This window comes from Vibrio sp. CAU 1672 (genome assembly GCF_029223195.1).
Classification (GTDB): domain Bacteria; phylum Pseudomonadota; class Gammaproteobacteria; order Enterobacterales; family Vibrionaceae; genus Vibrio.
On record NZ_JARHUF010000026.1, the window covers coordinates 1 to 25,896 of the forward strand.

General features: G+C 49.9%; 26 protein-coding genes. 2 read left to right on the plus strand and 24 right to left on the minus strand.

What is annotated here, in order from left to right:
• Window positions 1–87, plus strand: an 87-nt coding sequence (locus P2G85_RS17935) for an integrase core domain-containing protein (RefSeq protein WP_141107335.1), incomplete at its 5' end; no start/stop codon positions are given.
• 50 nt (window positions 88–137) lie between these two features.
• Here P2G85_RS17935 and P2G85_RS17940 read toward each other — a convergent pair.
• The 3 genes from P2G85_RS17940 to guaB all read right to left on the minus strand — a co-directional run bounded on the left by P2G85_RS17940 (window position 138) and on the right by guaB (window position 4,339).
• Window positions 138–731 carry an acetate uptake transporter gene (locus P2G85_RS17940; protein WP_275865442.1) on the minus strand — a complete coding sequence of 198 codons (594 nt, stop codon included), beginning with the start codon at window positions 729–731 and terminating at the stop codon, window positions 138–140.
• A gap of 465 nt (window positions 732–1,196) precedes the next feature.
• A complete protein-coding gene (guaA, locus tag P2G85_RS17945; RefSeq protein WP_275865443.1) occupies window positions 1,197–2,750 on the minus strand; it encodes a glutamine-hydrolyzing GMP synthase in 1,554 nt (517 codons plus the stop codon).
• 125 nt (window positions 2,751–2,875) lie between these two features.
• On the minus strand, window positions 2,876–4,339 hold the full coding sequence (gene guaB, locus P2G85_RS17950; RefSeq protein WP_275865444.1) for an IMP dehydrogenase: 1,464 nt from the start codon (window positions 4,337–4,339) through the stop codon (window positions 2,876–2,878).
• Between the two features lie 233 nt (window positions 4,340–4,572).
• Between guaB and xseA the strand changes: the two genes are divergently transcribed.
• Window positions 4,573–5,904: an exodeoxyribonuclease VII large subunit gene (xseA, locus tag P2G85_RS17955; protein WP_275865445.1), complete on the plus strand. Its 1,332-nt coding sequence runs from the start codon at window positions 4,573–4,575 to the stop codon at window positions 5,902–5,904.
• 10 nt (window positions 5,905–5,914) lie between these two features.
• Here xseA and P2G85_RS17960 read toward each other — a convergent pair whose 3' ends face one another.
• The 21 genes from P2G85_RS17960 to trmJ all read right to left on the minus strand — a co-directional run bounded on the left by P2G85_RS17960 (window position 5,915) and on the right by trmJ (window position 25,799).
• Window positions 5,915–6,142: a zinc ribbon domain-containing protein gene (locus P2G85_RS17960; RefSeq protein WP_275865446.1), complete on the minus strand. Its 228-nt coding sequence runs from the start codon at window positions 6,140–6,142 to the stop codon at window positions 5,915–5,917.
• Window positions 6,143–6,217: 75 nt separating this feature from the next.
• A complete protein-coding gene (locus tag P2G85_RS17965; RefSeq protein ID WP_275865447.1) occupies window positions 6,218–7,222 on the minus strand; it encodes a sensor domain-containing diguanylate cyclase in 1,005 nt (334 codons plus the stop codon).
• A 299-nt stretch (window positions 7,223–7,521) separates the two neighbouring features.
• Window positions 7,522–8,397: an alanyl-tRNA editing protein gene (locus tag P2G85_RS17970; protein WP_275865448.1), complete on the minus strand. Its 876-nt coding sequence runs from the start codon at window positions 8,395–8,397 to the stop codon at window positions 7,522–7,524.
• 65 nt (window positions 8,398–8,462) lie between these two features.
• On the minus strand, window positions 8,463–9,962 hold the full coding sequence (der, locus tag P2G85_RS17975) for a ribosome biogenesis GTPase Der (protein WP_275865449.1): 1,500 nt from the start codon (window positions 9,960–9,962) through the stop codon (window positions 8,463–8,465).
• A 166-nt stretch (window positions 9,963–10,128) separates the two neighbouring features.
• On the minus strand, window positions 10,129–11,289 hold the full coding sequence (gene bamB, locus P2G85_RS17980; RefSeq protein ID WP_275865450.1) for an outer membrane protein assembly factor BamB: 1,161 nt from the start codon (window positions 11,287–11,289) through the stop codon (window positions 10,129–10,131).
• Between the two features lie 12 nt (window positions 11,290–11,301).
• A complete protein-coding gene (locus tag P2G85_RS17985; RefSeq protein WP_275865451.1) occupies window positions 11,302–11,916 on the minus strand; it encodes a YfgM family protein in 615 nt (204 codons plus the stop codon).
• A gap of 125 nt (window positions 11,917–12,041) precedes the next feature.
• A complete protein-coding gene (gene hisS, locus P2G85_RS17990) occupies window positions 12,042–13,310 on the minus strand; it encodes a histidine--tRNA ligase (RefSeq protein WP_275865452.1) in 1,269 nt (422 codons plus the stop codon).
• A gap of 26 nt (window positions 13,311–13,336) precedes the next feature.
• The gene (gene ispG, locus P2G85_RS17995) at window positions 13,337–14,455 is read right to left on the minus strand and encodes a flavodoxin-dependent (E)-4-hydroxy-3-methylbut-2-enyl-diphosphate synthase (protein WP_275865453.1); all 1,119 of its coding nucleotides are present in this window, start codon (window positions 14,453–14,455) and stop codon (window positions 13,337–13,339) included.
• Window positions 14,456–14,460: 5 nt separating this feature from the next.
• Window positions 14,461–15,447 (minus strand): cytoskeleton protein RodZ, encoded by a 987-nt coding sequence (rodZ, locus tag P2G85_RS18000; RefSeq protein ID WP_275865454.1) that lies wholly within the window; start codon window positions 15,445–15,447, stop codon window positions 14,461–14,463.
• Between the two features lie 407 nt (window positions 15,448–15,854).
• Entirely contained in the window at window positions 15,855–16,982 is a 1,128-nt protein-coding gene (locus P2G85_RS18005) for a bifunctional tRNA (adenosine(37)-C2)-methyltransferase TrmG/ribosomal RNA large subunit methyltransferase RlmN (protein ID WP_275865455.1), read from the minus strand.
• A 301-nt stretch (window positions 16,983–17,283) separates the two neighbouring features.
• The gene (gene ndk, locus P2G85_RS18010; RefSeq protein WP_275865456.1) at window positions 17,284–17,709 is read right to left on the minus strand and encodes a nucleoside-diphosphate kinase; all 426 of its coding nucleotides are present in this window, start codon (window positions 17,707–17,709) and stop codon (window positions 17,284–17,286) included.
• 151 nt (window positions 17,710–17,860) lie between these two features.
• Window positions 17,861–19,159, minus strand: coding sequence for an aminopeptidase PepB (pepB, locus tag P2G85_RS18015; RefSeq protein WP_275865457.1), 1,299 nt, complete (start codon window positions 19,157–19,159; stop codon window positions 17,861–17,863).
• A 171-nt stretch (window positions 19,160–19,330) separates the two neighbouring features.
• Entirely contained in the window at window positions 19,331–19,525 is a 195-nt protein-coding gene (gene iscX / locus P2G85_RS18020) for a Fe-S cluster assembly protein IscX (protein ID WP_275865458.1), read from the minus strand.
• A gap of 63 nt (window positions 19,526–19,588) precedes the next feature.
• Window positions 19,589–19,927, minus strand: coding sequence for an ISC system 2Fe-2S type ferredoxin (fdx, locus tag P2G85_RS18025; protein WP_275865459.1), 339 nt, complete (start codon window positions 19,925–19,927; stop codon window positions 19,589–19,591).
• Between the two features lie 13 nt (window positions 19,928–19,940).
• Window positions 19,941–21,794: a Fe-S protein assembly chaperone HscA gene (gene hscA / locus P2G85_RS18030; RefSeq protein WP_275865460.1), complete on the minus strand. Its 1,854-nt coding sequence runs from the start codon at window positions 21,792–21,794 to the stop codon at window positions 19,941–19,943.
• Between the two features lie 21 nt (window positions 21,795–21,815).
• Window positions 21,816–22,331, minus strand: a complete 516-nt coding sequence (gene hscB / locus P2G85_RS18035; RefSeq protein WP_275865461.1) for a co-chaperone HscB — start codon at window positions 22,329–22,331, stop codon at window positions 21,816–21,818.
• A gap of 58 nt (window positions 22,332–22,389) precedes the next feature.
• Window positions 22,390–22,716: an iron-sulfur cluster assembly protein IscA gene (gene iscA / locus P2G85_RS18040; protein WP_275865462.1), complete on the minus strand. Its 327-nt coding sequence runs from the start codon at window positions 22,714–22,716 to the stop codon at window positions 22,390–22,392.
• Window positions 22,717–22,780: 64 nt separating this feature from the next.
• Window positions 22,781–23,164 carry a Fe-S cluster assembly scaffold IscU gene (iscU, locus tag P2G85_RS18045; RefSeq protein ID WP_005381718.1) on the minus strand — a complete coding sequence of 128 codons (384 nt, stop codon included), beginning with the start codon at window positions 23,162–23,164 and terminating at the stop codon, window positions 22,781–22,783.
• Between the two features lie 37 nt (window positions 23,165–23,201).
• Complete coding sequence (locus P2G85_RS18050; protein WP_275865463.1) at window positions 23,202–24,416, minus strand: IscS subfamily cysteine desulfurase; 1,215 nt, start codon at window positions 24,414–24,416, stop codon at window positions 23,202–23,204.
• 28 nt (window positions 24,417–24,444) lie between these two features.
• A complete protein-coding gene (iscR, locus tag P2G85_RS18055; RefSeq protein WP_275865464.1) occupies window positions 24,445–24,951 on the minus strand; it encodes a Fe-S cluster assembly transcriptional regulator IscR in 507 nt (168 codons plus the stop codon).
• A gap of 125 nt (window positions 24,952–25,076) precedes the next feature.
• A complete protein-coding gene (gene trmJ / locus P2G85_RS18060; RefSeq protein WP_275865465.1) occupies window positions 25,077–25,799 on the minus strand; it encodes a tRNA (cytosine(32)/uridine(32)-2'-O)-methyltransferase TrmJ in 723 nt (240 codons plus the stop codon).
• Window positions 25,800–25,896 lie beyond the last annotated feature (97 nt).

Genomic DNA, 25,896 nt, shown 5'->3' on the forward strand with positions numbered 1-25,896 from the left:
GCAGAATCCGTAGAGATCTATAATCAAATGAGGCCTCATACGGCTTTGAAATACAAAACGCCCGATGAAGTACATCGAGCGTTTTAGTTAAAAAGTGTCAACCCATATCAGGACGGGTCAATGCTATTGACTGGCAATTACGCAGCGATTTCTTGTGTTGCCACTAGAGGCTTTTGCTTTTCGCCAATTGGCAGTACGGTACGACCGTACTCGTTGTTTAGTACCTGTGCCATCGCAAAGTAGATCGCGCTTGCGCCACAGAAAATACCTTCAAAACCGGCGATAGTGCCGATAAGCTCGCTGCCAGTGAAGTCACGTGCCGCCAGCAGGAAGAACAGGATAGTCAGAGAGCCGAATACTACCTGTTTGGCTACCGGGTAGCACAGAGAACCGATGAACATGAAACCAGTGAAGATACCCCACAGCAACAGGTACCAACCCATGAAGCTGGCCGGGCTGGCTGGCAGGCCCATGTGTGGCATTACGATCAGACCAACCAGCGTTAGCCAGAACAGACCGTAAGAAGTAAACGCGGTGGTACCGAAAGTATCACCACGCTTAAAGCACATCATGCCAACAAGTACTTGGCTAAGACCACCGTAGAAGATACCCATTGCCAGGATCATAGAGTCAATTGGGAAAAATCCTGCGTTATGGATGTTAAGCAGAATGGTGGTCATACCGAAACCCATAAGACCTAACGGTGCTGGGTTAGCCAGTTTAGTAGACATGTACGCGTACCTATTTTCAAAAATGTTGATAAGATTTACGCGCGAAGTTTAGTCAGGTTCAATAAAAAAGATAGATCTTGAATTCGCAATTTAAGATTGCATAAATGCACACTCAGCAAGACAAAAATAGCTCCTACTAAAAACACTGAACTTTGTAGATAGTTAGGCTGATTACGCTTCATTTTTCGATAAAATATATCATCATAAAAACCAATTGCTCTGTGTTGGGCATCATAAAAAACCGAGCCATTTTTCGTCACAAAGTGCCGAACCGGCCAGGCCGGATTGACATTAACGGGTATATGACTTCCTCGTGCCCTGCCTAATGGAGTTACCCGTTATAACCGCCTCGGTTAGTCTTTGCCAACTGGCGCCTTTCAGCGTTACGTCAGAGAGCCCCCCAGCGCGACTACAAAAAAACCAGCCCGAAGGCTGGCTTTTAAAAATGATGCATCTAGCAGGAAATTATTCCCACTCGATGGTCGCTGGCGGCTTACCTGAGATATCGTAAACCACGCGAGAAATACCATCTACTTCGTTGATAATGCGGTTAGAAACCTTACCCAGGAAGTCGTATGGCAGGTGCGCCCAGTGTGCCGTCATAAAGTCGATGGTTTCTACTGCACGCAGTGATACCACCCAATCGTACTTACGGCCATCGCCCATTACGCCTACCGAGCGAACTGGTAGGAATACTGTGAATGCCTGAGACACTTTGTTGTATAGGTCAGCAGCGTGTAGCTCTTCAATGAAGATTGCGTCAGCACGGCGCAGCAAGTCGCAGTATTCTTTCTTGATTTCGCCAAGAACACGAACACCCAGGCCAGGACCTGGGAATGGGTGGCGGTAAAGCATGTTGTATGGCAGACCAAGCTCCAGGCCGATCTTACGTACTTCATCTTTAAACAGCTCACGTAGTGGCTCAACCAGACCCATTTCCATGTCATCAGGAAGACCACCCACATTGTGGTGTGATTTGATCACGTGCGCTTTACCAGTCTTAGATGCTGCTGACTCGATAACATCTGGGTAGATAGTACCCTGTGCCAGCCATTTCGCATTTTTCAGCTTCTTAGACTCTTCATCAAATACGTCTACGAATACGTGACCGATGGTCTTACGCTTCTCTTCTGGATCCGATTTGCCTTCAAGTGCTTTTAGGAAACGCTCTTCCGCGTCAACTTTGATGATATTCAGACCAAACTGGTCACCGAACATATCCATTACTTGTTGACCTTCGTTAAGACGAAGCAGGCCGTTATCTACGAACACACAGGTTAGCTTGTCGCCGATGGCACGGTGAACCAGCATTGCAACGACAGAGGAGTCAACACCACCAGACAGACCCAGGATCACTTCGTCGTCACCCACTTGCTCTTTAATACGAGCAACTGCGTCTTCGATGATAGATTCAGACGTCCATAGACGCTCACAGCCACATACGCCAAGAACAAAGTTCTCCAGCATTTGTAGACCGCCTTTGGTGTGCGTTACTTCTGGGTGGAACTGAACGCCGTAGTATTTTTTCTCTTCATTCGCCATTGCCGCGTACGGGCAAGTGTCTGTCTCACCGACTTTGACGAAGTCAGCCGGGATTTCTACTACTTTGTCACCGTGGCTCATCCATACGTCTTGAGTTTCTTCAAGATCTTTGAAGATAGCAGATTCACCAGAAACTTTAACTTGTGCGTAGCCGAACTCACGCTCGTTCGAGCCGGCAACTTTACCACCTAGCTGCTCAGCCATGGTTTGCATGCCGTAACATACGCCAAGTACAGGAACACCTGAGTCAAACACATATTGAGGAGCGCGTGGCGAGTTTTCTTCCGTTACGCTTTCCGGGCCACCAGATAAGATAATGCCATCTGGATTGAACTCACGAATATCCGCTTCTTCAACGTCCCAGCTCCACAGTTCACAGTAAACGCCGATTTCACGGACGCGGCGTGCAACTAACTGAGTGTACTGAGAACCGAAGTCCAAGATCAGAATACGTTGGTCATGAATATTTTTCGTCATTTTGAGCAGTCTTTTAGGCTAAGTGATTAAAACCGAGGCGAGTGTACCCGCCTCTTATTAATGCTTCAAGGAAAAAGCAAACGTTTACGTTCGGTTCTTGCTAAGCAAAAACGAGTGAACGTTGATTAACCCAAACGGTAGTTTGGCGCTTCCTTAGTAATTTGAACGTCGTGTACATGAGACTCTTGCATGCCTGCGCCAGAGATACGTACAAATTCAGCTTTAGTACGCATAACTTCGATAGTAGCGCTGCCAGTCAGGCCCATGCTCGAACGTAGACCACCCATCTGCTGATGTACGATCTCTTTCAGGCGACCTTTGTAAGCAATACGGCCTTCAATACCTTCCGGTACCAGTTTGTCTGCGGCGTTGTCAGACTGGAAGTAACGGTCAGAAGAACCTTGAGACATCGCACCCAGAGAGCCCATGCCACGGTAAGCTTTGTAAGAACGGCCGTTGTAAAGAATCACTTCACCTGGTGCTTCTTCCGTACCTGCAAACATAGAACCAACCATCACACATGATGCACCGGCTACGATAGCTTTACAGATATCACCCGAGAAACGGATACCGCCGTCAGCGATAACCGGGATACCGTATGAGTTGGCAACTTCTGCCGCATCTGCGATAGCAGTAACCTGAGGAACACCAACACCCGTTACGATACGAGTTGTACAGATAGAGCCAGGGCCGATACCGACTTTCACTGCGCTAACGCCTGCTTCAATCAGTGCTTTAGCACCCGCACCTGTCGCAACGTTACCACCGATGATGTCTAGATCCGGGTATGCCGCACGTGTATCACGGATACGTTGTAGCACACCTTCTGAGTGGCCGTGTGAAGAGTCGATAAGTAGCACGTCAACGCCCGCTTCAACCAGTGCCGCAACACGCTCTTCATTACCTGCGCCAGCACCAACGGCGGCGCCAACACGCAGACGACCGCGCTCATCTTTACAGGCGTTTGGTTTACGCTCTGCTTTTTGGAAGTCTTTTGCAGTGATCATACCGGTTAGTTTGAACTCGTCGTTCACAACCAGCACTTTCTCTACGCGTGCTTCGTGCATTTTTTCTTGCACTTCTTCCAGAGTCGCACCTTCTTTAACCGAAGCCAGACTCTCTTTAGGCGTCATTACTGAAGACACTTTTTTAGAAAGATCAGTAACAAAGCGCACATCACGACCAGTGATAATGCCTACAAGCTCGTTGTTCTCTGTTACTACAGGGAAACCAGCGAAGCCGTGTTTGTCAGTCAGTGCCACCACGTCAGCGATGGTCGCATCCGGGTTAACCGTAACCGGATCGCTCACCACACCCGCTTCGAACTTCTTAACTTTACGAACTTCAGCCGCTTGCTGCTCAATAGACATGTTTTTGTGGATAAAGCCAATGCCACCCTCTTGCGCTAGCGCGATAGCCAGACGAGCTTCAGTCACAGTGTCCATAGACGCTGAAATCATTGGGATGTTTAGGGTGATGTTCTTAGTAAGCTGAGTGCGAAGATCAGCTGTGTTTGGGAGAACGGTGGAGTGAGCTGGCACGAGTAGTACGTCATCGAATGTCAGCGCTTCTTTGGCAATTCTTAGCATTTGCAATATCTCACAATTAGAGGAGTAAAAAGAACAATCCAGTCTCATCGTTTCGCATAATGAGGGTAACCAGTTTTAGGTTGTTGGCTACATTTGGATTAGATATTGCGGAGGGATTATACGTTCAAGGCAATCGCTTGACTACAAATTTTTTTAATTTTTTTCTTGCAATTACCCCCTTGCTATGTATTATATTGCCGCTAATTTCCATACTCACGTCTACGAGATTAGCTGTGCTCTCCCAGCCCAACCAAAACATCTTCACTGTTTCTCGTCTCAATGCCGAAGTGCGTCTGTTGCTTGAAAATGAAATGGGCATTGTCTGGCTTGTCGGAGAGATATCCAACTTCTCAGCTCCTGTCTCTGGTCACTGGTACCTCACGCTTAAAGATTCCCGCGCTCAGGTTAAGTGTGCCATGTTCCGTGGTAACAATCGTCGCGTCACTTTCAAGCCTGCTAACGGTAATCAAGTATTAGTTAAAGCCCGCCTGTCTCTTTACGAGCCACGTGGTGACTATCAACTGATCATCGAAAGCATGCAGCCAGAAGGGGACGGTCGTCTGCAACAAGAGTTTGAAGCGCTTAAGCTGAAGCTCGCTGCGGAGGGTTTGTTTGCCCAAACCAATAAGCAGCCACTGCCAGAACATCCTGAGCGTGTTGGGGTGATCACCTCTAAAACCGGTGCCGCGCTTTACGATATCTTAGACGTATTAAAACGCCGTGATCCTTCCCTGCCGGTGGTGGTCTACCCAACCATGGTGCAGGGGGAAGAGGCCGCAATCAAAATTGCGCAGGCGATAGGAAGAGCCAACAGCCGCAACGAGTGTGATGTGCTGATCGTCGGCCGTGGCGGTGGTTCGTTAGAAGACCTTTGGTGTTTCAACAACGAGATTCTGGCACGGACGATTGCCGCCAGCCAAATTCCTATCATCAGTGCGGTTGGTCATGAAATCGATGTAACGATTGCTGACTTTGTTGCCGATGTTCGCGCCCCCACGCCATCAGCGGCGGCCGAGCTTGTCAGTCGTGACAACAGCCATAAAGCCCAGGCATTGACGACCCGTCAACACAAACTGGCCAGTGCCCTGCGTTACTATCTGGCTGCTCAAAAACACCATTTAAGTCAGTTAACGCATCAATTGGATCGCCAGCATCCGAGCCATCAACTGCAGCGCCAGGCGCAACAACTTGATGAGCTGCAACTGCGCTTGCAGCGAGCTATGGTGAACCTTGTTGACCGCCGCCAGCAGAACATTGAACGTATGCAGCACCGTTTACAGTTGCACTCGCCGATCAGACGCGTGAGCGAGCAGAAAATAAAACTTGAGCGCACGGAACAAAGACTGCAGGATGCCATGGACCGCCGGTTACTGACCCTGCGCCACCAACTGGCCATCGCTGCGGAAAAGCTGGATACCGTCAGTCCACTGGCCACGTTAAAACGCGGTTACTCGATCACCCAGACGGAGTCAGGGCAAGTCATCACCCAGGCGTCAGATGTAAAAACGGGTGACACTCTGGTCACCCGCTTATCCGATGGCGAAATTCGCTCAACCGTCAATTAGTCCCTACTGTTTAAGCATCTAGTTTGTGAAACTCAAATCGAACCCGAGATTTTGATTTGAGTTCATTACAGCTGTTGCAAAAATAGTTCGCCGCTCCACACGCCTGTAGCTTCTCCAGTTCCGCATTACAATCGGGACAAAAGCCGATTTTTTTATAGTCCGTATGACACTGGCTACAGTGATATTGCCCGGTCCACTCCAACTCGACATTACACGTTGGACACGTATTTTGCTGCATGATAACCCCTACTATTTTGATCAATCGACTTTGCTATCATACTAATCATAAGTGATAAATGGGCTTTGATCTTAATCACGCTCGCTTAGCTCGTTTAGTACGATACATCGCCAAATCGGCCTGTTGGATTAATTTCTGCAGCACAGCACGCTCACTCATCGTACTGGAAGCGGCGCCGACACTGGCCCGTACATAATACTCTTCCAGGCGGCAGATTTGGTTGAGTTCATCCGTTATTTGCGCGGCAAACGCATGGTAAGCCTGCAGATCCGGAAAACAGCTAAATGCTACAAACTCATCCCCGCCATAGCGACCAATGACCGAACATGATCGAAAAAGTTGCTTTAAATGCTTAGCCAGAAACACCAATACCTGATCCCCGGCCTCATGACCAAAACGATCATTGATGTACTTGAACTGATCAATATCAACAAAGAAACACCCGACCACCGAGCTACGAACGCAGTCACGGTTAATTTTACGATCCACTTCTGCAAGCAATGCACGGCGGTTAAAACAATGAGTCAGAGGGTCTCGACTGGCATGAAAGTGAAGTTGTTCTTCGAGGCGAAACTTTTCCAGAGCAACCGAGTAGAGCGCCGCAAGCATCTCTAACACTTCCAGTTCATAAGCATGGGGCTCTGAAGGCTGTTCACTGTAAATCGCGAACGTACCCAATACATTTCCATCAGTAGCGACAATGGGTACCGACCAGCACGCGTGCAGGTTGGCACTGCGGGTCAATTCCAAAAATGGCGCCCAGTTGCGGTGTTGGTTAATATTGCTCACCACCACGGTCTGTTTTAAATACGCAGCGGCACCACAAGAACCGGTTTCAGGCCCGATCAATACACCTTCTATGGCTTGATTATAAAAATCAGGCAGGTGCGGAGCATACTCAAGATGCAATGTACTGTGTTCAGGATGCAATCGTAATATTGAGGCTTTTCTTTGACCGAATAAATGTTCACTCAGCATGATCACTTTTTTATTTAGCTGACTTCGGTCCATTCCAAGTGCAAGCTTTGCTAATAATCGATTGACTGAACGATGAGCGTCTAACAGTCTATCCTTGTTCATATAGGGGCTGGCTTCCAATAAATTGTTATTGTTATGTTTTAATAGTCAACAATTTTAATATATATGTAAACGTTTCGCAGGTAACTAAATCACATAACCGTCGCCAGCCTGCCTAAAAGATCCTTAACTGATCATTTGATTATTCCCCTTTGATCAGCGATCAGCCCTGAAAAGAATATTTATATCACCACATACCGAAAGCATAAGTTACATGTTCTGTATTTGCATTTAAAACAGACATAAACACCAATTGGTGGCATTATAAAACAAAGATTAAGAATTTAATAAAATAGCAGTCATCAATTTGCCGCCGTTACATTGGTATGCATTTCGACAGTCTGTCCATCCACTTCAACTAACGTTACCTCAATCGCAGCCAACTCATTTAAGTGGCAGCAATGCGTTCCACCACAAGGGATGCTGGCGGTCTGTCCTTCACCCAAATCACACTGCCAGTAGCGCGAGTCAGTCAGGTTCGGCCCCTGGCAGTCGATAACAACCGGCACCGGCTTTGCCAGCCATTCCATCAGCTGAGTGTTGACCTTAGCTTCAATCTGTTTCAGGTCGGACAGCATATCTGCGCTGTTTAGGCCTCTTTTTCGCAATGTTTTACCTAAACGGTAGGTATCCAGACATTTATCCTCGGTGACAAAGCTCGTCACCTGCGCATAACTGTTGAAGTCACAGTAACCATGGGGGTCTTTACGTTCTGCATCTTTACGCCAGTAATCCTCGGCCAACACCTTGTTCAGCGCAAGATAAGCTAAGTGTCCGGCCGTGTGTCCGCGGCTAAGCGCCTGCTGATACGCTTTATCGACAACGAGTGTCACCTGGTCACCTACGCACAAAGTGTTCGTCAGCGCCAGGCAATGCACCACCACAAATACCCAGCCCTCAGTATCCCGCTTAACCGGGATCGCCGCGCCAACATACAGCTGACCAGAGTCCAGTTCGACAGCGCCGACCTGGCAGTCCAACACAGGCACCTCGTGATTCCCAGCGATGAGCACGCCGGTATCTGCAGGGTGATCCGGCCAGATATGGCTTACCGGGTGAAAGGGGGTCGCATCGGTAATGACATACGTCGATTGCTCATGGTTTTCGACATATTGAATATTCACTTGTGACTGCCAGGTCTGATGACAGAACGAGATACGGGTAGGAGTGACTTTCATGCTGGACTATCTTCCTATAAAAAAATACCCAAGTATAAACTTGGGTATTGGGAAATCATGCAAAATTATTTATTGCGGTTTTTGACCGCCGACATCATACGTTTACGCTTACGCTCCTGAGATAACGTCAGCTTATTGGCACGGCCTTCAAATGGGTTATCACTGTTGTGGAAATTGATCCGGATCGGTGTTCCCATTATTTCCAGTGACTTACGGAAGTAATTCATCAGGTAACGTTTGTAGGAGTCTGGCAGTTCACGCACCATATTACCGTGGATCACCACGACAGGTGGGTTGTATCCGCCCGCATGCGCGTACTTCAGTTTGATCCGGCGTCCGCGTACCATTGGTGGCTGGTGATCTTCTGTCGCCATCTTCATGATACGGGTCAGTACCGATGTCCCAACACGTGTGGTGGCAGACTTGTACGCTTCTTCAATCGATTCGAACAGGTGACCGACTCCGGTACCATGCAACGCAGAGATAAAGTGAATACGTGCAAAATCGACAAAACCTAAACGGCGATCCAGCTCTTTCTTAACGTGTTCTTTGACGTCGCTATCCAGACCATCCCACTTGTTCACCGCAATCACGATAGAGCGGCCGGCATTAAGCGCAAAGCCCAACAGGCTTAAATCTTGATCGGAAATATTTTCCCGTGCATCGATCACCAACAGAACCACATTGGCATCTTCAACCGCTTTCAATGTCTTAACCACAGAGAATTTTTCTACGGTTTCATTAATACGGCCACGACGACGTACTCCGGCAGTATCAATGATGACGTATTCGCGGCCATCTCGTTCCATCGGAATGTAGATAGAGTCTCGTGTGGTACCCGGCATGTCATACACAACCACGCGCTCTTCACCCAGAATACGGTTGGTCAGGGTCGACTTACCAACGTTCGGACGGCCGATGATCGCTAACTTGATCGGTTGTTCCTGCAGGCGCTTAAACTCCGCCTCAGCATCCTCTTCGGTGTACTCTTCCACTGCGGCTTCAGCATCTTCAAATTCTGTCAGATCTTCGATCTGACCGCTTTCCGCCTCTTCTGGGTTCAGCAAATCATCAAAAAACGGGGCCAGAGCACGCTCTAATAGCGCGGTGACACCACGACCATGCGCCGCTGCAATCTGATACATGTCATCCACGCCCAGTTGCCAGAAATCGGCGCACGCCGCATCGGCGTCAATACCATCAATTTTGTTGACCACCAGCATCGCTGGCTTTTCCATTTTGCGCAGATGTGCCGCAATCGCCTCATCGGCAGACGTCAGGCCTGCACGACCATCAACCAGGAACAAAGCCACATCCGCTTCATCAATCGCAGCAAGCGACTGCTGAGCCATTTTGGTCTCAACCCCCTCTTCCGTGCCATCAATACCGCCGGTATCAATCACGATAAATTCATGTTCTTCACCAAGCTTTGCCTGGCCATACTTACGGTCTCTCGTCAGGCCTGGAAAGTCCGCCACCAATGCATCACGAGTACGAGTCAATCGGTTAAATAACGTAGATTTACCTACATTAGGACGCCCAACCAGAGCAACAACAGGTACCATAACAACCTCTACAATAATCTTTCTTCTGTAGTTATAGGTAACGACTTGCTTGATGCCAACTCAAACCAGCTTTTTACCTATAACCACGTCAGGATAATAAATTTAAGCAATAAAACGGCCCCTAACTGTTGCCAGCCAGGAGCCGATTGTGAATTATATCACGATATCATTCGTTAATGGTTAGTTTCTTTACATCGCCATTACGGGTAGTGATCACGTAGCCATCCCCTAATGGGGTTGGCCCTACGGCAAAACCACTGTCATCGATAAACTGCTGGGCAACAAACTCACCACTGGCCCGGTCAATCCAGTGGAGATAACCCAGGGTATCACCCACAACCAGGTAATTATCAACGATCACCGGCGCGGTTAACTGACGGTGCTCCAGCCGTTTGTTTTGCCACAGTTCAGTACCACTGCGGGCATCAACCGCAACCAGGTGGTCGGTATCCGTGATCACAAAGATACGGCTACCATCGGTGGCCAAATCATTTGCTGATGAGTAATTACGTTTCCACAGCGGATTGGCTGAACGCAAGTCGATCGCAATCAACTGACCATTGTAACCCACTGTGAAAAGCGTCCCACCCAATACGATAGGTGAGGCATCGACATCAACCAGGCGGTCGATCTCGGTTGCGCCTTTCGGCGTGCCTACCGGTTGCTGCCAGATCAATTGGCCACGCTCAACAATCGCAGCGGCCAGGCGGCCATTGGCGGTTCCCCAGAACACCCCGCCACCAATCGCGGTCGGCGTACTGTCACCGCGTAAGGTCAGATTTGGCACTTCAGTACTGATTGCCCAGCGCTGTTCGCCACTGGCCTGATCCAGCGCAACTAAGGTGCCACGGCTGGTGTTGATCATAATCAGCCCGGAATCGGCTACCGGCTTAGCCAGCACCTCCCCCCCCACGGCCACACGCCACGACACTTCACCGCTTGCTTGATCGAGCGCAATCACTTCCCCATTTTCAGAACCAAGGTAAATCTGCCCGTAAGCAGCCGTCACCCCGCCCGACAGGCGTGCAATCACATCCTGCTCCAGATTGTTCTCCCACAAAGTGGTGCCACTTTCCGGATCCAGCGCTTTAACTAAGCCATTACGGCTGGCAATAAACAATTTACCATCAGCGTAAGTCGGGGCCAGTTTAGAAAAATAATGGCCAACGCCATCACCAATCGAGGCGCTCCACTCACTGCTTGGGGTAAACTGACTGTCGACCTGCGGCAATGGTGCCATTACGATCGTGTCTTCTTCACCGGCACAGCCTGCGAGAATGCCCACCGTCAAAGCACCCAATAGGGCTTTACTGAAGACTCTTTTCATCCGCTGCGGTCCTTATTTCGCCAGATCGTCCAATTTCATTTGCAATGTTGGGCTAGCATCCGCCGCTTGTTGAGCTTCAGTATACGCAGTGTAAGCCGCCTCTTTATCGCCTTGACGCAGGGCAATGTCACCGCGTAGCTCTGCAATGCGACCGGTCCAGGTACTGTCAGTAACTTTGTCCAACTCCGCTTTAGCAGCATCAAAGTTGCCCAGCTCTGCTTCCAGACGGGCGATGCGGTAACCAATTAATGGTGCGAGTGCTGCATCCTGAGTATTGCTTTGCGCCCACTTCAGTTGCTGTAAACCTGCTGACAAGTCTTGCGCTTCAATCTGCGCTTTTGCCAACTGCATCGCCGCCAGCACTGAGTACTCTTTGACTTCGTTGCTGTTGATGAAAGCTTGAACCTCTGCTGCCGACTCAACGCCCTGCGCCTGCAACGCATTCATCGCAGTGGTGTAACTCTGGGAAGCAGCTTCACTCGCCTGGGTTACAGAATCCTGATAGTAACGCCAGCCAAACAGACCACCTAAACCAACAACCGCACCGATGATGACGGCTTTGCCGTTTTCCTTCCACCAGTCTTTAATGGCTTCAACTTGTTGTTCTTCAGTATCGTAAAGTTCCACTTCCTGTCCTCTTAAAACATGTAAATGGCAGTCTGGCTGCCATTGTTCCTTTTTCGTCGAAAGGCTCCTATCTTGGGAGCCTTATCGTTACGAATCAGGATGTAATCTTTCTCGGGTAAAAAGACTTAAATCAGTGTGGCGATCTTTTCAGCAACATCAGCCTGATTACAGGTTTGTTGCTCACCGCCTACCAAGTCTTTTACTACTACGGTGTTATCCGCGACTTCATTCTCGCCCAGAACCAGAGCGACAACCGCACCGACTTTGTCTGCGCGTTTAAACTGTTTTTTGAAGTTACCACCACCAAAGTGGTTCATCACACGCACGCCAGATACTGCTTCACGCAGTTGCTCAGCCAGCTTCATGCCCGCCATCATAGTGCCTTCGCCAGCCGTTACGACATAAACGTCTACGCTGCGACGTACCTCGGTCAGCTCTAAGGTTTCCAGCATCAGAACCAAACGCTCCAGCCCCATAGCAAAGCCGACTGCTGGGGTAGGCTTACCACCCAGTTGCTCAACCAGACCGTCGTAACGACCACCACCACAAACAGTGCCTTGTGCACCCAGGCTTTCAGTGATCCACTCAAATACGGTGCGGTTGTAGTAGTCCAGACCACGAACCAGACGCTCGTTAACTGTGTATTCGATGCCAGCGGCATCAAGAAGTTCACACAGACCAGCGAAATGTTGCTTAGATTCCTCATCTAAGTAATCAGAAAGGCGAGGTGCATCACCTAAAATCGCCTGAACATCAGGGTTCTTGGTATCAAGAACGCGCAGCGGGTTAGTATGCATACGGCGCTTGCAGTCTTCATCCAGAACATCCATGTGTTGCTCTAAGAATGCGATCAAAGCAGTACGGTAGTTGGCACGCGCTTCTAGCGAACCAATCGAGTTCAGCTCCAGGCGAACGTGCTTATCGATGCCCAGTTCACGCCACAGACGCGCCGTCATCATAATCAGCTCTGCGTCAACATCTGGGCCATTGAGGCCAAACACTTCCACACCACATTGGTGGAACTGGCGGTAACGGCCTTTCTGCGGGCGCTCATGACGGAACATCGGGCCCATGTACCACAAGCGCTGCTCCTGGTTGTACAGCAAACCATTTTCGATCCCTGCACGCACACAGCCAGCAGTTCCTTCAGGACGAAGGGTCAGGCTGTCGCCATTACGATCTTCGAAAGTGTACATCTCTTTCTCAACCACATCGGTTACTTCACCGATAGCACGGCTGAATAGATGCGTCATCTCAACAATTGGCATGCGCACTTCGTTATAACCGTAGGCGCTGATTACATTTTTCACTGTGTTTTCTAATTTCTGCCACAGTGGTGATTGAGTTGGGAGGCAATCGTTCATGCCTCGAATTGCTTGGATTGTTTTTGCCACAATGCTTACCGTAATACTCGTTGAGATTAATCTTTTATTTTGACGTTGATGCGGTTTTGCTCTTCCATCTGAGCCGCTTTCGCCCGGATTTTCGCTTCCAGCTGGTTAACCAGATCATCATTGTCGAAGCGTTCTTTCTGGCGTTTGCCGTCTTCGTAGAACGCACTCTTCTTGTTGCTGCCAGCCAGACCCAGATGGGAAACTTCTGCCTCACCAGGACCGTTAACCACACAGCCGATAATCGACACATCCATGGGTGTGATGATGTCTTCTAAACGCTCTTCCAGGGCGTTAACCGTACCAATGACGTCAAACTCCTGACGAGAACAGCTCGGGCACGCAATAAAGTTAATACCGCGCGAGCGGATACGCAGGGACTTGAGGATATCAAAACCGACTTTGATTTCTTCTACCGGGTCAGCCGCCAGAGAGACACGCAACGTATCACCGATACCTTCGGCTAACAGCATACCCAGGCCGACAGACGACTTCACCGCACCGGCACGCGCCCCACCTGCCTCGGTAATACCCAGATGCAGTGGTTGATCTATTTTCTGTGCCAGCAGGCGGTAGGAATCCACCGCCAGGAATACATCGGATGCCTTCACGCTTACTTTGAACTGATCAAAGTTAAGCCGATCCAGATGATCCACGTGACGCATCGCCGACTCCACCAGAGCTTCAGGCGTCGGCTCACCGTATTTCAACTGCAGATCTTTTTCCAAAGAACCGCCATTGACACCAATCCGGATTGGAATGTTTTTATCGCGAGCACAGTCGACCACCGAGCGAATACGCTCTTCGTTACCGATGTTGCCCGGGTTGATACGCAAACAGTCTACGCCGTACTCTGCGACTTTCAGCGCAATGCGATAGTCAAAGTGAATATCTGCCACCAGTGGCACAGATACTTGCTGTTTGATCAGCTTAAAGGCTTCCGCCGCATCCATCGTAGGTACAGACACACGTACAATGTCAGCGCCTACTTTTTCTAATGCCCGGATTTGTGCGACTGTGGCTTCCACATCAGTCGTGCGAGTGTTGGTCATTGACTGTACTGCAATTGGTGCACCATCACCAATTGGTACATCACCCACATAGATACGCGTCGATTTACGACGAATAATTGGAGAATCGTGTTGCATAATTTTTATAACGGTAGAGTGAATCTGGCTACTTTGCCTGAAGTATACCCAGAAAGGTCGACAGGTTCACTTGCAAATATCATTGTTACGCCTTCCGGCGCGCCCAGTATCACTTTAAACGGTGCTTCGCCAGCCAGTTCAACCTTCTGCCCAAGCCGGTGGGTCCCGCTTACCAGTGTCTTGCCATTGGCGTCTTTTACCTGAATCCAGCAATCCGCAGCAAACGACATGGTTAAAGCAGTCATACCTTCAGGGACAAGCGTAACGGCTTGCTGGGTTTGAGGCTCAGGGATGTCTGTTTGACTGTCCGGCTGAGATTCAGCAGGAGTTGGTTGTTGCGTGGCCGCTTGCCCTGTTGCAGCGTCACTGCTCACTGTTTCTGGCTCTGACGGCACTTCAGCGGCATAGTCTGCGACTGAATCAGCCGCTTCGTTTGCCACTGACTCAGTCACCGCGACACTCTCTGCAGGTGTGCTGGCAATAACCTCGTCGACGGTGAGCAAATCAATCTCATCCATATCGCCGGCTGCGGTGGCCTCTTCCACACTGGCTTCATTAACCACTTGCGCCAGGCTGTTTTCCTGCTGGTTTTGCCACCACCAGATGGCAGAAATCCCCAGGATGATCAGGGCAATCGCCCAGGTCAGCAACATAATTCGGCTGTTGTGTTTTTCATGCTTGGTTTTGCGCGAAAAGCTCTGCATCTCTTGCTCTTGATGCTGTGCACCGCCCGACTGCTCCAAGGCAGCCAACACCAGCTTTTCATCCAGTGACACCAGCTTGGCATAAGAACGCAGGTAGCCGCGGATAAACGTCGCCACCAGGTGGGAGTCAAACTGGTTGTTTTCGATGTCTTCAATAACTGAAACGCGAAGCCTCAGGCGATCTGCAACTTGCTTTTGCGTCATACCTAACGATTCGCGTTTGTTTTTCAGCAATGTACCGGCTTCGATGGAAAGCGGTGCGTCATTCGTACTTTCGTGTTCTGTCATAACTGTGGTTTTAATCCATTTAGCGGCCAACACGGTTGTGGTTTGTTTATTTTTGTTCTTCAGCTACCGTTAAAGATAGCCAGCCCGAACGTGTTCACCAATAGCGTTTCAAATAATTCTCTGCTGCCAGATAGTGAAATCCCACCCTGCAAACATCCAGCACAGCGTATGTGAGAAAATACCGAGAATTGTCAGTGCATTGTATATACGCTTGTCATAATAAGCGAATATCTCTTTCAGGCAAAAATGCTTTGCTACCAAATTAACAGATCGCTCAAGCTTTTGTCCAAAAAATGACACAATATTCGTGGTTTCTCGCTAAAGAACTCAAGAAAGGAACCCGCTGAGCTTGGCGACAAACAAAATAGCCAGGGTAATCACCCTGGCTATTAACAAATAAAACCGGCTTAGACCGCTTTCACTTCGATAGTTTGCGCACCGCGTGACGCTTTTAGCTCAGCAGTCCGTTTGGTCCGGTCAATCACATCGCCCACCAACTGACCACATGCTGCATCAATATCATCACCGCGGGTCTTACGCACGGTAACGGTGTGCTCATATTGCATTAAGGTTTTCTGGAAACGATCAATGCGCGAGTTGCTTGGCTTATTGTAAGGCGAACCTGGATACGGGTTGAATGGGATCAGGTTGATTTTACATGGTGTATTTTTCAACAACTCTGCCAGCTCACGGGCATGGTCCATGTCATCGTTGACATGATCCAGCAACACATACTCGACCGTCACTTTGCCGCGGTTGGCGTTCGACGACGCAATGTAACGGCGCACGGAACCGAGAAAATCTTCGATGTCCCAGCGATCATTGATTGGCATGATTTCACTGCGCAGCTTATCGTTTGGCGCGTGCAGAGAAATGGCCAGCGCCACGTCGATCTTACCCGTCATCTGGTCAAGACCAGAAACCACCCCTGACGTCGACACGGTCACACGCCGCTTGGACAGGCCAAATCCGAGATCGTCCAGCATGATTTCCAATGACGGAATTAAGTTTTTCATGTTCAACAGCGGCTCACCCATCCCCATCATCACCACATTAGTGATCGGGCGACGGCCGGTTTCTTTTTCCAGGCCGATTTCACGCGCGGCACGCCACACCTGGCCAATGATTTCAGAAACCTTCAGGTTGCGGTTAAAGCCTTGCTGAGCGGTCGAACAGAATTTACATTCCAGCGCACAGCCCACCTGAGAAGAAACACACAGCGTGGCACGGTCATCTTCAGGGATGTATACCGTTTCAACGTCCTGATCGCCAACGCGCATGGCCCACTTAATGGTCCCGTCTGACGAGTGCTGAGCTTCCGATACCACCGGGGCGACGATACAACATCTGTGCTGTAGCTTTTCACGCAGCTTCTTGTTGATGTTGGTCATCTTCTCGAAGTCATCCACACCGAAATGGTAGATCCACTTCATAACCTGATCAGCACGAAACGCCTTCTCGCCGAGTTCTTCTGCGAAAAACTGACGCATGCCTTTGCGATCAAAGTCGAGTAGATTGATTTTTTCAGTGCTCATGTTGCCTCTCAATGACTGAATCAAGAATAAGGGCGCGAATTGTACAGCCTTTATGCAGCCACAACAAGGGCTGTAAACCCCTTGGTTTGTTAAGGTCTTAAAATAACTGTGGTTAAATTTCAATCACCCCTCAGGCACTCATCCTCGCGGGGCGGAAAAGAAAAAGCCTCGAAACACTTCGAGGCTTGGTATTCATCTGGCTTGCCACCAACACTTCAGTTAGCCGGGTGCTCTGCCGTGGCTTAACCTTTCAGGTAGGCAACCCCATCATCAGGCTGCTCAACGCGCGAAAGCGGGGCGGCTAACGCGGGCAGATTTCAGAGCTAGGGAAGAAGTATTCAATCTCACGTGCTGCGGACTCAGGGCTGTCTGAACCGTGAACCGAATTATGGCGCATGCTCAAAGCGTAATCCGAGCGAATCGTACCGCAGGCCGCTTCTTCTGGATTGGTTTTACCCATCAGTTCACGGTAGCGGGCAATGGCGCTTTCCCCTTCCAGCACCTGAACCATGATCGGACCTGATGTCATGAACTCTTTCAACGAAGGAAAAAACTCTTTACCTTCATGTTCGGCGTAAAAACCGCTCGCCTGCTCCTCAGTAAGGTGCACCATTTTCGCGGCAATAACCTGTAGTCCCGCTCGCTCGATTCGATGATAAATTTCACCAATCAGGTTACGTTTGACCGCGTCTGGTTTAATGATTGAAAACGTTCTTTCTAGAGCCATAAAGTTTCCTTTTACTTGTAATAATAATGTTGGCGGAGTGACTGAGGCCACTCTACAATGCCGACCCTCTACTTAAGGGCACACAATGGTATCCGGCGTTTGCACTTAACCTGGGTCAGCCAGTGCTGGCAAAGCCAGCACTGGCTGAAAGCTATTTCCCGGCCTGCTCATTAAGCAAGCGAGCCAAGGTACGAACGCCCATCCCGGTGGCACCGGCCGCCCACTTATCTGAAGCCGATTTGCGGTAAGTACCTGCACAGTCAAAATGCAGCCAGCCCTTTTTATAATCGTCAACAAAATACGATAAAAACGCTGCCGCAGTGCTTGCACCCGGCGAGTAATCACCCGAGCTGATGTTCGATAAATCCGCAAAACTTGATGGCAGCATACCGCGGTGGAAATCGGCCAGAGGCAACGGCCACAGGCCTTCTTTCTCCTGGTTAGCAGCAGTCAGTGCCTGGTGAGACAGCTCATCGTCAAAACTCAGCAGAGCGTGATAATCATTACCCAGAGCGTTCTTCGCCGCGCCGGTCAGGGTCGCACAGTCAATGATCAACTCAGGGTTCTGCTCACTGGCATAAATCAGACCATCAGCCAACACCAGACGACCCTCAGCGTCGGTGTTCATGATCTCAACGGTTTTACCGTTTTTGTAGCGGATGATGTCACCGAGCTTAAGTGCTCGCCCCGACACCATGTTTTCCGCGCAGCATAGGATCAGTTTCACCCGCTTGTTCAGGCCACGCAGGATCGCCAGCCCCAGACCACCGGTGATAGTGCCCGAGCCGCCCATGTCCGCTTTCATCGCCGCCATAAAGTTCGATGGCTTAATGCTGTAACCACCCGAGTCAAAGGTGATCCCTTTACCGACTAAACAGGCAAAGACTGGTGCATTCTCATCACCGGTCGGGTTATAGTCGAGTTGCAGCATTGCCGAGGTGCGCTCTGAACCACGACCAACGGCGTAAATACCTTCCCAGCCTTCAGCCAGCAAATCTTTGTCTTTCACAATACGTACGCTTACCGTACCTTGTGGTGCGACCGATTTAATGAACTCAGCCGCCATGGTCGCCAGTTGGCGTGGTGCGACTTCTTCCGCCGGTTTGTTGATGATATCGCGGGTAAAGTCGGTGGCTGTGATACGTGCCAGCAGTTCCGCCTGCTGATCGTCGGCCAGTTCAGCCCACTCTAAGGTGCCGTGTTTTTTGGCATTGCGGTAACCTTGATGAAAAGCCCAGACGCTCTCGAGATCCCAGCCCTCTCCAGAAAGTAACACTGAACGAATTCCCTGGCCATCGAGCTGACGAGCTGCACGTTGAATCGCACCAAGATCATGCCCTTCACCCAAATGGATGGTCACACCTTGTTCGGCGTAAGAAAGCAGAGCTTTATCGCCCCAGTGTGGCGCGGCTGGTTCTTGGCTTAAAAATACAGACATCTGTGTAGACATGGTTTCTCCTTGTCTTATAACGACATAGCCTATGTCGCTTCTATTTTAATTACTTGGCGATGTTAGCATTATGTAGGGTAAAAATGTCAAATTGATAAAAAAACGGACCCGAAGGTCCGCGTTTTTTAGCAAGAATTGTTAACTGAGCGATGTTTTACCACCTGGCCGGGGTTAGTCGGCTTCATCCAGCCAGCAGAGGATCACCGCTTCCAGGATCTTTTCATTACAGTGGTTTGGATCGTCATCAAAACCATCCAACGCCATAATCCAATCATATAAGTCGGTAAAGCGGACTGTTTTGGGGTCGGTATCCGGGAACTTGTCACACAGTTCAATCGCAATATCACGAGAATCGGTCCATTTCATGGCTAACCTTCCTTTAGCAAATTCAACGTTTGTTTGCACTCCGGAAGCAACCCGGAGCACAGTTTAGTGATCTTCCGACGCGTGGTTCAGGGTGTATTTCGGGATCTCCACCACCAGGTCTTCATCAGCCACTTTAGCCTGACAGCTCAGGCGCGATTCCGGCTCCAGACCCCACGCTTTATCAAGCATGTCATCTTCCAGCTCATCACTCTCTTCTAACGAATCAAACCCTTCGCGAATGATGACGTGACACGTAGTACAGGCGCAGGATTTTTCGCACGCATGCTCAATAGCAATGCCGTTTTTCAGTGCGACATCCAGTACGGTTTCACCGGACTCCGCCTCCAGTACCGCCCCTTCCGGGCACAGTTCTTGATTCGGTAATACAATAATCTTGGGCATAACTTGTTATCTCTTAAATATCATCTACTGATTGACCTGACAGCGCAGACCGAATCGATTTATCCATGCGACGCGAAGCAAACTCCTGACTGACTTTATCAGTGTCTTTGATCCCCTGCTCTATCGCATCGGCGTTATCGCCGTTACGCAGCGCGATCAAACCTTCAATCGCTGCGAGTAAATTTTGCTTTTCCTGCTCTGAGAGTAGTTCATCACCATCAGCCTGCATAGCCGCCAACAAGCCTTCGATGACACGATCCGCTTCTACACGCTGCTCGGCCAGTGCCCGTGCTTGCATGTCTTCCTGAGCATGAGTCATCGAGTCACGCAGCATGTTGGCCACTTCGTCATCACTTAATCCATAAGATGGTTTGACCTGAATTTCAGATTGTACACCGGTGCTCTTTTCCATCGCCGTAACGGAAAGCAGACCGTCGGCATCAACCTGATAAGTGACACGGATATGCGCAGCGCCCGCGGTCATTGGCGGAATGCCTTTCAGGGAAAAGCGCGCCAGAGAACGACAGTCGTCAACCATTTCACGCTCCCCTTGCACCACATGGACACTCATGGCCGTTTGGCCATCTTTGAAGGTGGTAAACTCCTGCGCACGGGCAACCGGAATTGTCGTATTACGCGGAATGATTTTTTCCACCAGCCCACCCATGGTTTCAATACCCAGTGACAGCGGGATCACATCCAGCAGCAGCATTTCCGAATCGGGCTTGTTGCCTGCCAGGATATCTGCCTGGATACCGGCGCCAATTGCGACCACTTCATCCGGATTGATGCTGGTTAACGGCGTACGGCCAAAGAACTCGCCCACCATCTCGCGCACCAGCAGGGTTCGCGTTGAGCCACCAACCATGACCACTTCAAGGACCTCATCCGCAGCAACCTGCGCATCTTTCAGAGCACGGCGGCAAGACATCAGGGTCTTCTTCACCAGCGGGCGGATCAGCGCTTCGAACTGCTCGCGAGTAATCCGGCCATGCCAGCCAAACACCTCAACCTCGACACTATCCTGCTCAGAAAAAGCTATCTTAGTCGCAGTCGCGATGTTAAGCAGGGTACGGTTTTTCTCTGCCGACAGTGGCGCTTCCAAGCCAGCCTGCTGCATAAGGTACTCAGCCAGCAGGTGGTCAAAGTCATCACCGCCCAGCGCAGAGTCACCGCCTGTCGCCAATACCTCGAATACCCCTTTTGACAGGCGCAATATCGAAATATCAAAGGTTCCGCCGCCCAGGTCATAGACCGCAATCGTGCCTTCCTGCCCTGAGTCCAGGCCATAAGCGATGGCTGCAGCTGTCGGCTCATTGAGCAAACGCAGTACATGCAAGCCGGCCAGCTTAGCGGCGTCTTTGGTGCCGGCCCGCTGAGCATCATCAAAATATGCCGGTACCGTGATCACTACCCCAGACAGCTCCCCGCCCAGCGATTCTTCAGCCCGCTTGCCCAGCGCCTTAAGAATGTCTGCCGACACTTCAATCGGGTTCTTTTCCCCGTGCGCGGTTTGCAAAACAGGCAGGCCGTTTTCACTTTCTTTAAACTGATAAGGCAAAGAGGGGTAACGCGCCTGAATATCTTTCAGGGAACGACCGATCAGACGTTTTACCGAAATGATGGTGTTCTTAGGATCCAATTCCGCTTGTTCTTTGGCCTCATGACCAACTAACGGTGTCGGTTGAGCGTAGTTGACGACGGAAGGAAGAATACTCCGCCCTTGAGCATCGGCCAACGGCGCGGCATCGCCACTGCGTACTGACGCCACCAGCGAATTGGTCGTCCCCAAATCGATTCCAGCCGCTAACTTATGCTCATGAGGTGCCGAGCTCTGGCCCGGTTCTGCAATTTGAAGTAATGCCATGATTGGTCCTTGTCTCGCTGATTAGCCGAGAAGTTTATCTTCGACTAACTCAATTTCGTTCTTTAGTTTGGCAATAAATTTGAGTTTACGAACGCGCTGCGCCGCTTGTTCCCAGAGGCCATCATTCAACTCTTGCTCAACACTTAGCAGGTGCTGCTGGTACATTTTGCTTACCTTGCTGTCGAAGTCAAAGAGTTCGTCCTCGGGATCGGCACGGTCTGCAATATGCTCCAGCTCTTCGCGCAGTTCCATCTGTTCCATCAGGAACATCGGATCCTGCATCGTATGCTGTTCACCACGAATATCAGTCCCCTGCTCTGCCAAGATATACTCCGCGCGAGAGATCGGATTTTTCAGCACTTGGTAAGCATCGTTAATCTGGGCCGCTTTGTGTACCGCCATCAGGCGGTCGCGTTCGGATGCCGCTGCAAAGTTGTCAGGATGGAAGCGTTTTTGCAATTCAAGGAACTGAGAAGAAAGAAGGCTACCATCCAGCTTAAACTGAGTTGGTAGCCCAAATAATTCAAAGTGATTCATTAAAACCGGGTCCTAGTAAAGCCTTCCGGATACGGTATGTATCCAGAAGGTCAGTCAATTAGACGTTGAAGCTTTCACCACAACCACATTCGCCTTTCGCATTCGGGTTGTTGAATTCAAAACCTTCGTTCAACCCTTCCTTAACGTAATCGAGCTGAGTGCCATCTAAGTACACCAGGCTCTTTTTATCGATGATAATCTTCACGCCTGAGTGTTCAAACACTTCATCTTCGCCTTCATTCAGCTCATCGACAAACTCAAGCACGTAAGCCATGCCGGAACAACCCGTTGTTTTCACACCTAAACGTAAACCGATCCCTTTGCCCCGGTTGTCAAGGAATGATCTAACGCGAGTTGCTGCTGTTTCTGTCAATGTGATGGCCATACTGCACCTTAGTCTATCTAAATTACGAAATGGGAGCGGCTGCCCCCACTATATTAGGAATGAGTTATTCTTGGTGTTTCTTTTTGTAGTCCGCAACCGCTGCTTTGATTGCATCTTCAGCAAGAATCGAACAGTGCACCTTCACCGGTGGCAGCTCAAGCTCTTCCGCAATCTCGGAGTTTTTGATCGCAGCTGCTTCATCCACTGACTTGCCTTTCACCCACTCAGTAACCAGTGAGCTTGATGCAATGGCACTACCACATCCGTAGGTTTTGAACTTTGCATCTTCGATAATACCTTCCGGTGTCACCTTGATTTGCAGTTTCATCACGTCACCACAGGCCGGTGCACCGACCATGCCGCTGCCTACGGACGGATCTTCTTTATCAAACGAACCAACGTTACGTGGGTTCTCATAATGATCAATAACTTTTTCGCTGTATGCCATGATAAATTCCTCGAATCCTCTATTTCTATCCCTGAGATTAGTGATGAGCCCACTCAACGGTGCTCAAATCAATCCCTTCTTTGTACATATCCCATAGAGGAGACATGTCGCGCAGCTTGGTCACTGCAGCACGGATTTGTTCAATTGCATAGTCAATTTCTTCTTCGGTGGTAAAACGACCAAATGAGAAACGGACTGAACTGTGAGCCAGTTCATCATCCATGCCTAAAGCACGAAGGACGTAAGATGGCTCGAGACTCGCAGAAGTACAGGCACTGCCTGATGACACTGCAAGATCTTTCAGTGACATCAGCAACGACTCACCTTCTACGAAGGCAAAACTGATGTTGAGATTTTGTGGTACGCGTTGCTCAAGATCACCGTTAACCGTGACGGCTTCCAGATCTTTCACGCCGTCCAACAGACGGTTACGCAGTTTCAGTGCGTGATCGTAATCGTGCTGCATCTCTTCTTTGGCGATGCGGAACGCTTCACCCATACCAACAATCTGGTGGGTCGGTAGCGTACCCGAACGGAAACCACGCTCATGGCCACCACCATGCATTTGTGCTTCCAGGCGAATGCGTGGTTTACGACGGACGTAAAGGGCACCAATACCCTTAGGGCCATAAATTTTGTGTGCTGACAGAGAGATAAGATCGACTTTCATCTCCTGTACATCAATTGGCAACTTGCCCGCCGATTGTGCCGCATCGACATGGAAAACAATCTTACGCGCACGGCATAGTTCACCAATCGCCGCGATGTCCTGAATCACGCCAATTTCGTTGTTAACATGCATGATAGAGACCAGTACAGTATCATCACGCATGGCCGCTTCCAGCTTGTTCAGGTCAATCAAGCCGTTTGATTCTGGCTCCAGGTAGGTCACTTCAAAGCCTTCACGCTCAAGTTGGCGGCATGGATCCAACACCGCTTTATGCTCGGTTTTACACGTGATGATGTGCTTACCTTTCTTCGCATAGAAGTGCGCCGCACCTTTAATAGCCAGGTTGTCAGACTCTGTGGCTCCAGACGTAAATACAATTTCGCGAGGATCCGCGTTCAGTAGGTCAGCGATTTGCTCACGAGCAGTATCTACCGCTTCTTCTGCCTGCCAGCCATAACGGTGCGAACGTGAGGCTGGGTTGCCAAATGTACCGTCCATCGTCATGTACTGAACCATTTTTTCAGCAACACGAGGATCGACCGGACATGTAGCGGAATAATCAAGGTAAATCGGCAGTTTCATTCTCTACTCCAATGTAAAAGGCTGACCGCTATGAGCGGACGTTTACACCGATGGGCGCGGCGGTGGTATTTTTATTTGAAAGCCCATGAGTCACCGCCAGATCAATATCCTGGCGATCAGAAATTTCAAGCACTTCATTGTCTCTCATCAACTCACCCAGAGTGATGTTATTCAAGAAGTCACTAATGCGAGAGCTCAGGTCACGCCATAATGTGTGAGTCAGGCAACGCGTGCCCCCCTGGCAATCCCCTTTACCCTGGCATTTGGTGGCATCGACCGATTCGTCGACTGCCGCGATAACGGTTCCAATGGCAATACTGTGTGCATCCGCACCAAGTCGGTAACCGCCACCAGGACCACGCACGCTGGCGACAAGGCCCGCTTTACGCAATTTAGAAAACAACTGTTCTAAATAAGACAACGAAATCCCCTGGCGTTCTGAAATATCCGCCAATGGGACTGGATTCTGTTGCGAGTGCAGTGCCACATCCAGCATGGCAGTCACTGCATATCTTCCTTTAGATGTAAGTTTCATACCACACCGTATCCACATGGTTTGTAATGGATAGAATAGTCACATACCCGACCATTTCGGTCAAGTATTTATTTGACTAATTTACTCAGGTATTCATCCTTACACCTAACGTGGTCATTATTTGCTCAGCGCCGGTGCTTTTCAATCGAGGTCAGAATCCCACGCAGGATGTTCAGCTCTTGTGCTTCCGGACGCGCACGGGAGAACAGACGGCGTAGCTTGTTCATCACCATGCTCGGTTGGTCTTCACTGATAAACTGGGTATCCAATAACACCTTTTCAAGGTGTGTATAGAACATTTCCAACTCTTTATGCCGCGGATAGGCCTCCTGCTCTGCCGGGGCATATTGCTTTGCCAGTAGATTGAGGTGTGCCACCCGGATTTCATAACTCAATGTCTGCACCGCCATCGCCAAGTTAAGTGAGCTGTACTCAGGGTTGGCAGGAATACAAACGTGATAATGGCACTTTTGCAGCTCTTCATTGGTCAAGCCGGTTCTTTCCCGGCCAAATACTAGCGCAACCGGATGCTGTTGCCCTTCCAGTGCAAACTTTTCTCCGCATTCACGCGGGTCCAGCATCGGCCATTCCAGAGTACGAGAGCGTGCGCTCGATCCAACGACCAGTCCGCAATCGTCGATAGCCTCTTCGAGCGTATCTACTATTACTGCATTCTGGGCGATATCAGCCGCTCCCGAAGCCAAGGCGAAGGTTTGTTCATCGATCTCACATTGCGGATCCACCAACACCATTTGGCTTAATCCCATGACCTTCATCGCTCGTGCTGCCGAGCCGATGTTACCTGAATGGGAAGTACCAACCAGAACCACTTTAACTTGATCCAACATGTGTGCTCACTGCCTGAATAAAAAACCGCAGAATCTTACCATACATTTTTGTCGCCCCCTAGCCTGAAGCGGGTCTGTCTGCCGCTATTCCGCCGTG